Source organism: Rhizobacter sp. OV335, from assembly GCF_900142965.1.
Lineage (GTDB): Bacteria > Pseudomonadota > Gammaproteobacteria > Burkholderiales > Burkholderiaceae_C > Rhizobacter.
Genome location: NZ_FRCQ01000001.1, coordinates 380996 through 387410 on the forward strand (window position 1 = coordinate 380996; position 6415 = coordinate 387410).

Here is a 6415-nt window from a genome sequence, read left to right on the forward strand (position 1 = left end):
CCCCAAGGAGTCCACGATGAAGTTGAACCCCACCCTGCTCGCGGCTGCGCTGTTCCTGTCGTGCGGCATGGCCGGTGCCGTGACCTTGCGCGTCGCCAACCAGGGCGATGCGCAATCGATGGATCCGCATTCGCTGAACGAGACGCTGCAGCTCACCTTCACCGGCAACGTCTACGAGCCGCTGATCGGCCGCGACAAGAAGCTCGCGCTCGCGCCGATCCTCGCCACCGAATGGAAACAGACTTCGCCGACGGTGTGGCGCTTCGAGCTGCGCAAGGGCGTCACCTTCCACGACGGCACGCCCTTCACGGCCGACGATGTGGTGTTCTCGCTGAAGCGCGCGGCCGGCGAAGGCTCCGACATGCAGAGCTACACCTCGCCGTTCAAGGAGGTGCGCAAGGTCGGCCCGCTGACGGTCGAGATCGAGACGCTCGCGCCGTTCCCGATCCTGCCGGACGTGCTGACCAACGTCTTCATCATGAGCAGGAAGTGGTGCGAGGACAACAAGGCGGTGATCCCGGTCGATCGCCGCAAGGGCATCGAGAACACCGCGAGCTTCAAGGCCAACGGCACCGGCCCGTTCCGGCTGAAGGAACGCCAGCCGTCGGCGCGCACCGTGCTGACCCGCAACGGCACCTACTGGGGCAAGGTCGACGGCAACGTCGACGAGGTGATCTTCACGCCGATCGGCAGCGCCCCCACGCGCGTCGCGGCGCTGCTGTCGGGCGAGGTCGACGTGATCGAGCCGGTGCCGCTGCAGGACATCGAGCGCATCAAGGCATCGCCGAACCTGAAGGTGTCGCAGGGGCCCGAGCTGCGCACCATCTTCCTCGGCATGGACCAGAAGCGCGACGAGCTGCAGTTCTCGAGCGTCAAGGGCAAGAACCCGTTCAAGGACAAGCGCGTGCGCCAGGCCTTCTACCAGGCGATCGACATCGAGACGATCAAGAACCGCGTGATGCGCGGTGCGTCGCTGCCGTCGGCGCTGATGGTGGGTCCCGGCATCCGCGGCTTCACGCCGGAGCAGAACAAGCGGCTGCCGTACGACGTCGATGCGGCCAAGAAGCTGCTGGCCGAAGCCGGCTACCCGGGCGGCTTCGAGGTCGGCCTGAACTGCCCGAACGACCGCTACGTCAACGATGCCGACATCTGCCAGGCGGTGGCCGCCAACCTGGCGCGCATCGGCGTGAAGGTCAACCTGCAGACCGAGACCAAGAACACCTACTTCCCGAAGATCCTGCGCCGCGACACCAGCTTCTACCTGCTGGGCTGGACGCCGAGCACCTACGACGCCCACAACGCGCTGACCTCGCTGATGGCCACGCCCACCGACAAGGGCCAGGGCCAGTTCAACCTCGGCTCGTACAGCAACCCGAAGGTCGACGAGCTGACGCTGAAGATCCAGAGCGAGACCGACCAGGCCAAGCGCAACGCGATGATCAAGGAAGCGTTCGAGCTGCATGCCAATGACGTCGGCCACATCCCGCTGCACCAGCAGGCGCTCGCGTCGGCGATGAAGAAGAACGTCGAGCTCACGCAGCTCCCTGACAACTTCATGCCCTACAAGTGGGTGGTCGTGAAATGACGTCCGCGCTGCGGCGTTTTTTTGATGGTGATCTCTGGTACAGCTTCCGCCGCTCGCCGACCGCGATGGTGGCCGCGTTCGTGGCCTTCGTCTGCATCTTCTGCGCGCTGTTCGCCGAGCTGGTCGCGCCGCACAACCCGATGGACCTCGCGACGCTCGAACTCGCCGATTCGCGACTGCCGCCGGCCTGGCTGCCAGAAGGCAGCTCGAAATACCTGCTCGGCACCGACGACCAGGGCCGCGACATCCTGTCGGCGCTGATGTACGGCTCGCGCATCTCGCTGCTGGTGGGCGTCGCGTCGGTGCTGGTGTCGCTCGTGGTGGGCGTGTCGCTCGGGCTGCTGGCCGGCTTCATCGGCGGCAAGACCGACGCCTTCATCATGCGGCTGTGCGACGTGATGCTGTCGTTTCCGTCGATCCTGGTCGCGCTGCTGATCGACGGCATCGGGCGCGCGGTGTTCCCGAATGCGCATGAAGGGCTCGCGTTCGCGGTGCTGATCATCGCGATCTCGCTGACCGGCTGGGTGCAGTACGCCCGCACGGTGCGCGGCTCGACGCTGGTCGAGCGCAACAAGGAGTACGTGCAGGCCGCGCGCGTGATCGGCGTGCCGACGCTGCGCATCATGCGCCGCCACGTGCTGCCCAACGTCACCGGGCCGGTGATGGTGCTCGCGACGATCCAGGTCGCGTCGGCGATCCTGATCGAGGCAACCCTGTCTTTTCTCGGTGTTGGCGTGCCGCCCACCTCGCCGTCGCTCGGCACCTTGATCCGCGTCGGCAACGACCTGCTGTTCTCCGGCGAGTGGTGGATCACGCTGTATCCCGGTGCGATGCTGGTGATGATCGCGCTGAGCGTGAACCTGCTCGGCGACTGGCTGCGCGATGCGTTGAATCCGAAACTGAGATGACCGCTCTGCTCGAAGTGAAGAACCTGCGCGTCGAATTCCCGACGCGGCGCGGCACGCTGGTGGCGCTGGACGACGTGTCGTTCGACATCGCGCCCGGCGAGATCCTCGGCGTGGTCGGCGAATCGGGGGCCGGCAAGTCGCTGACCGGTGCCGCGATCATCGGGCTGCTCGATCCGCCCGGGCGCGTGGCGTCCGGCGAGATCCGCTTTCAAGGTCAGCGCATCGACAAGCTGCCGTACGAGCAGATGCGCCGCATGCGCGGCAGGCACATCGGCGCGATCTTCCAGGACCCGCTGACCTCGCTGAACCCGTTGTTCACGATCGGCCGCCAGCTGATCGAGACGATCCAGACCCACCTGCCGCTCGATGCGGCGCAGGCGCGCCGGCGTGCGATCGACCTGCTGGCGGAAACCGGCATCCCGGCCGCCGAGGCGCGCATCGACCAGTACCCGCACCAGTTCTCCGGCGGCATGCGCCAGCGCGTCGTGATCGCGCTCGCGCTGGCCGGCAGCCCGCAGCTGATCGTCGCCGACGAACCGACGACCGCGCTGGACGTGTCGATCCAGGCGCAGATCATTTCGCTGCTGAAGCGGCTGTGCCGGGAGCACGGCGCAGCGGTGATGCTGGTCACTCACGACATGGGCGTGATCGCCGAGACCTGCGACCGCGTCGCGGTGATGTACGCCGGCCGGGTCGCCGAGATCGGCCCGGTGGGCGACGTGATCCATGCGCCGGCGCACCCATACACCGCCGGGCTGATGGGCTCGATCCCGGCGATGGATGTCGACCGCGAGCGCCTGCTGCAGATCGACGGCGCGATGCCGCGGCTGAACGCGATCCCGCGCGGCTGCGCGTTCAACCCGCGCTGCCCGAAAGTGTTCGAGCGCTGCCGCGAAGAGCGGCCCGACCTGCTCGAGGCCGGGGCGACGCGTGCCGCCTGCTGGCTGCACGACACGGCTGCAACGGCCGCCGCGGGAGCCGCGCAATGAACGTGTTGGTGGAAGTGCGCGACCTGGTGAAGACCTTCGACGTCTCGGCCCCGTGGCTGAACCGCATGATCGAGCGCAAGCCGCGGCAGCAGGTGCATGCGGTCGACGGCATCAGCTTCTCGATCGAGCGCGGCACCACGCTGGCGCTGGTCGGCGAATCGGGTTGCGGCAAGAGCACCGTCGCGCGGCTGCTGGTCGGCCTGCAGGCACCGACGGCCGGCGAGGTGCACTTCGGGCACAAGAACATCGCGCTGACGCTGGCGAGCCAGGACGCCGCGGCGCTGCGCCGGCGCATGCAGATGATCTTCCAGGATCCGTTCGCGAGCCTGAACCCGCGCTGGAAGGTGCACCAGATCGTCGGCGAACCGCTGACCGAGCACGGCCTGATCACCGACCGTGCGCAGCTGAAGGCCAAGGTCGGCGAGCTGCTGCAGTCGGTCGGCCTCGCGGGCGCCGACATGGAGAAGTTTCCGCACCAGTTCTCCGGCGGGCAGCGGCAGCGCATCTCGATCGCGCGGGCGCTGGCCACCGAGCCGGAGTTCCTGGTCTGCGACGAGCCGACCTCGGCGCTCGACGTGTCGGTGCAGGCCCAGGTGCTCAACATCATGAAGGACCTGCAGCGCAGCCGCGGGCTCACCTACCTGTTCATCTCGCACAACCTGGCGGTGGTGCGGCACGTCAGCGACCAGGTCGGCGTGATGTACCTGGGGCGCGTCGTCGAGCTGGCACCGAAGGCCGAGATCTTCGCGCGGCCGCGCCACCCGTACACGCGGATGCTGCTGGACGCGATCCCGGACATCGCGATGAGCGGCCGCGCGCGCACGCCGGTGCAGGGCGAGGTGCCGAACCCGCTGAACCCGCCGAGCGGCTGCTCGTTCCACCCGCGTTGCCCGCATGCGAACGAGCGCTGCAAGGCGGAGCGGCCGGCGCTGCTGTCGCTCAACGGCATCCAGGTGGCCTGCCACGCCGTGGCGGAAGGACGGATCTAGCCGGGCAGCAGGTGCTCCCCGGCAAACAGCGCGGCAGCGTCTTCCCGGTCGCGGATCAGCCAGGCCTGCGAGCCCGACACCAGCACCTCGGCGGCGCGCGGCCGCGTGTTGTAGTTGCTGGCCATGCTCATGCCATAGGCTCCGGCAGACAGCACCGCGACGCGGTCACCAGGCTGCACCGCCAGCGCGCGGTCGCGGCCGAGCCAGTCGCCCGACTCGCAGACCGGACCGACCACGTCCCAGGTCAGGGCCGGCGTGGCTCGCGTGCGGCAGGGCACGATGGCCATCCAGGCTTCGTACATCGCCGGGCGGGCGAGGTCGTTCATCGCGGCGTCGACGATGCAGAAGTTCTTCTCGTCGCCGGGCTTCAGGTACAGCACCTCGCCGAGCAGCACGCCGGCATTGCCGACCAGCGAGCGCCCCGGCTCGAACAGCACCTTGCGGTGGCCGTGGCCGCGGGCATCGATGCGCGCCAGCAGTTGCGCGACCAGCACGCCGGCCTCGGGCGGGGTTTCGTCGGTGTAGGTGATGCCCAGCCCGCCGCCGACGTCGACGTGGTGCAGCCGGATGCCATGCGCTTCGACCGCCTCGACGAGGTCGAGCAGCCGGTCGAGCGCATCGAGGTAGGGCGTGGCGTCGGTGATCTGCGAGCCGATGTGGCAGTCGATGCCGACGACCTCGAGCCCGGGCAGCGCAGCGGCGCGCTGGTAGGTCGCGACCGCGCGCTCGTGCGCGATGCCGAACTTGTTGCCTTTCAGGCCGGTGGAGATGTAGGGGTGGGTGCCGGCATCGACATCGGGGTTCACGCGCAGGCTGATGCGAGCCTTGCGGCCGCTCTCGACGGCCACCTGCGACAGCAGTTCCAGCTCCGGTTCGCTCTCGACGTTGAAGCACATCACGCCGGCGTCGAGCGCTTCGCGCATCTCGGTGCGGGTCTTGCCGACGCCCGAGAACACGATGCGCGATGCCGGCGCGCCGGCCGCCAGCACGCGCTTGAGCTCGCCGCCGGAGACGATGTCGAAGCCGCAGCCGGCCTGCGCGAAGGTCTGCAGCACGGCCAGGTTCGAGTTGGCCTTCATCGCGTAGCAGATCAGGTGGTCGCGGCCGGCGAGCGCGCGCTGGTAGCTGCCGAGCGCGGCCAGCATCGCGGCGCGCGAGTACACGTACAGCGGCGTGCCGAAGCGGTCCGCCAGGTCGTTCAGCGCGCAGTCTTCGATGCAGAGGTCGGTGCCACGGTAGGCGATGTGGGGCGAGCCGGGCAGGGTCATGGCGAGGGGGCGGAGGCGGGGAGCGGTGCCGATGCAGCGGCGGCCGGGGCCGATGCTGCGGGCGATGGGAGTTTCAACGGGCCCTTCTGGCCACAGGCCGCCAGCGCGAGCACCGCGGCCAAAGACATCAATGCGCCCAGTGTGGATGGGCGTCTCGCTACACTGCGCTGCTGCTGAAACATGCGAACAATTCTACCGGCCATGACTGTCGAGATCGTCCCCACGCCCCTGAGCGATGCCCAGTTCCACGCGCTGACCGGCGCCATCCTGTCGAGCATCGAGGCGAGCGTCGACGCCTGGTTGCAGGACGACCTGGTCGACATCGATGCCGAACGCACCGGCGGCTTGCTGCAGCTGAGCTTTCCGAACGGCAGCAAGCTCGTCATCAACACGCAGCCGCCGCTGCACGAGCTGTGGCTCGCCGCGCGCTCGGGCGGCTACCACTACAAGCATGTGAACGGGCGCTGGCTCGACACCCGAGAAGGGCGGGAGTTCTTCGCCGACGTGTCTCGCTGCGCGAGCGAGCAATCCGGCATCGCGTTGAGCATCGCGGCGCCGGGTTGACCGCCAGCGCCTGAACCCTAGGGATGAGCTGATCAATTCAATGCCTGGCGCCGACGGCTTCTCTGCGAACGCCATTGCACCGCGGCAAGCGCGCGTTTGCGCGGGTTTCGAA

The 6415-nt window shown here is 68.4% G+C and carries 7 protein-coding genes; 5 read left to right on the plus strand and 2 right to left on the minus strand.

Translation table 11 applies throughout. The annotated features are described in order from the left end of the window. Positions 1–16 precede the first annotated feature (16 nt). Genes BUE42_RS01790 through BUE42_RS01805 form a run of 4 tightly spaced genes read left to right on the plus strand, consistent with a single transcriptional unit; the run spans position 17 to position 4471 of the window. Positions 17–1585 (plus strand): ABC transporter substrate-binding protein, encoded by a 1569-nt coding sequence (locus BUE42_RS01790; RefSeq protein ID WP_073462370.1) that lies wholly within the window; start codon positions 17–19, stop codon positions 1583–1585. Next, positions 1582–2493 (plus strand): ABC transporter permease, encoded by a 912-nt coding sequence (locus tag BUE42_RS01795; RefSeq protein ID WP_073462371.1) that lies wholly within the window; start codon positions 1582–1584, stop codon positions 2491–2493. Before BUE42_RS01790 ends, BUE42_RS01795 begins: the two co-directional genes overlap by 4 nt. Continuing rightward, a complete protein-coding gene (locus BUE42_RS01800; RefSeq protein WP_073462372.1) occupies positions 2490–3482 on the plus strand; it encodes an ABC transporter ATP-binding protein in 993 nt (330 codons plus the stop codon). The genes BUE42_RS01795 and BUE42_RS01800 overlap by 4 nt, the downstream gene beginning before the upstream one ends. Beyond that, on the plus strand, positions 3479–4471 hold the full coding sequence (locus tag BUE42_RS01805) for an ABC transporter ATP-binding protein (protein ID WP_073462373.1): 993 nt from the start codon (positions 3479–3481) through the stop codon (positions 4469–4471). The genes BUE42_RS01800 and BUE42_RS01805 overlap by 4 nt, the downstream gene beginning before the upstream one ends. Here BUE42_RS01805 and lysA read toward each other — a convergent pair. Both lysA and BUE42_RS34235 read right to left on the minus strand, forming a co-directional pair. Next, a complete protein-coding gene (gene lysA, locus BUE42_RS01810) occupies positions 4468–5739 on the minus strand; it encodes a diaminopimelate decarboxylase (protein ID WP_073462374.1) in 1272 nt (423 codons plus the stop codon). The two genes, BUE42_RS01805 and lysA, sit on opposite strands and share 4 nt — an antisense overlap. Continuing rightward, a complete protein-coding gene (locus BUE42_RS34235; protein WP_083613803.1) occupies positions 5736–6017 on the minus strand; it encodes an LPS translocon maturation chaperone LptM in 282 nt (93 codons plus the stop codon). Before BUE42_RS34235 ends, lysA begins: the two co-directional genes overlap by 4 nt. On the opposite strand from BUE42_RS34235, the gene cyaY reads away from it, so the two are divergent. After that, positions 5941–6303, plus strand: coding sequence for an iron donor protein CyaY (cyaY, locus tag BUE42_RS01820; protein WP_083613804.1), 363 nt, complete (start codon positions 5941–5943; stop codon positions 6301–6303). The two genes, BUE42_RS34235 and cyaY, sit on opposite strands and share 77 nt — an antisense overlap. The last annotated feature ends 112 nt before the right edge of the window (positions 6304–6415 follow it).